This is a genomic window from Syntrophomonas sp. UBA5494 (assembly GCF_002426325.1).
The window spans coordinates 13,520-15,007 of record NZ_DIPG01000104.1 but is presented as its reverse complement, the minus strand read 5'-3'; the positions used below and the strand labels follow the sequence as shown (position 1 = coordinate 15,007).

Here is a 1,488-nt window from a genome sequence, read left to right as displayed (position 1 = left end):
CCCTTATCAGGGTATTTCACGGTGATCATAGCCTCCCTCCATTAGGAAATACCCTCTATCATAAGTAAAAATACCTGAGAGAGAAGATTTTAGAAAGGTGGAATTTATAATGGGTAAATTGGATGGCAAAGTGGTAGTAGTGACAGGTTCAGTTTCAGCAATTCCTGGTTTTGACTCTATCGGATCAGCAACAGTTCGTGAAGCATTGGCTGAAGGGGCAAGAGGGGTAGTTGTGTCCGACATTAATGACAAATTAGGTGAAGCTTTTGTTAAGGAATTAAACGATCAATACGGTGAAGGACGCGCAACTTTTGTTCACACTGACGTATCTCAACCTAAAGATGTTGAAAAATTATTTGAAATTACAGAAAAGGTTTATGGCGTTGTAAATGCAATAATGGCTAATGCCGGTGTGGTAACTGCGGAAGATTTCGATAAAGACCCGGAAGAAGTTTTAAAATCCCGCAAATTTATTCAAAGCATTAATGAAGATGGGGTATTCTATACAGCCTTATATGGTTCTCGTTTAATGATCAAACATGGAATAAAAGGTTCAATCGTGATGGTTTCAAGTATTCACGGGGTTGCCGGTCGTCCTAAAGTTGTAAATTGTGAAACCGGTGAAGTTTTTATTGAACGCTTCAATTTAATTCAATATACAATGGGTAAACATGGCGTAGTTGGTTTATCAAAAGCATTGGCCCTGCAATTGGCGGATTACGGTATACGTGTAAATACTGTAAATCCAGGTTATATTATGACCCCATTATTCCAAGCAGCTGTAGCTGCCGATAAAAATGATTTGGCAGCCCAAGATTCATTGGCGACAGAAGCATTTGACTTTGCGCAATTAGCAGCATTACATCCATTATGTAATGACCCGGTAAAAGATAAAGAAATCGTACCTCGCGGTAAATATGGCGGTCGCATGGGAGTTCCTGCTGAAATTGCCAAGCCTGCAGTATTTCTAATGTCCGATGAAGCATCCTTTGTGACAGGTCAAAAATTAGTAATTGACGGAGGTTATACGGCGGGCTAAAAATAAACGGATCAGGGCGGCTTTTAGCCAGTGTGGGGTAACCCGTGAAGACAGCCGATCATTCGGCATAAGTTTGTTTGGTAGAAAGAGGCTGTTCCAAGAACAGCCTTTTTTAAATATACTGACCCGGTTAAGTGTTAGCGCCGCCATTGGCTTCCTCTGGACTGAACATATGTTCCATACCCCGGGGCTATAAGTGTACATGGATCAGCCTACGTATCGCTATTGGAAGGTAGTGGCTGGCCCTTCCATTAGGTCTTGTCCGTGTATCTGTGTCATTCTTTGTTGGAAACGCCGGCTTCTCCGAAGGTGGCCATCTCTTTCATAACTTTTACGGCCGCTTCAAAGATCGGGAAGGTTAAAACCGCTCCGGTGCCTTCGCCCAGCCGCAGATCCAGGTGCAGGATAGGTTGCAGGCCCATATATTCCAGCATAATGCGGTGCCCGGG

Annotated in this window: 2 protein-coding genes; one reads left to right on the top strand and one right to left on the bottom strand. The window is 43.2% G+C overall.

The window, feature by feature from the left end; genetic code table 11:
* Window positions 1–109: 109 nt before the first annotated feature.
* Window positions 110–1,039: an SDR family NAD(P)-dependent oxidoreductase gene (locus tag B3W37_RS11770; RefSeq protein WP_481041363.1), complete on the top strand. Its 930-nt coding sequence runs from the start codon at window positions 110–112 to the stop codon at window positions 1,037–1,039.
* A 275-nt stretch (window positions 1,040–1,314) separates the two neighbouring features.
* Here B3W37_RS11770 and B3W37_RS11765 read toward each other — a convergent pair.
* A partial coding sequence (locus tag B3W37_RS11765) for a nicotinate-nucleotide--dimethylbenzimidazole phosphoribosyltransferase (protein ID WP_483175895.1) occupies window positions 1,315–1,488 on the bottom strand: 174 nt, incomplete at its 5' end.

Bases quoted from the DNA above. Each gene is read 5' to 3' on its own strand.
- B3W37_RS11770 (WP_481041363.1), top strand. From the start codon at position 110: ATGGGTAAATTGGATGGCAAAGTGGTAGTAGTGACAGGTTCAGTTTCA.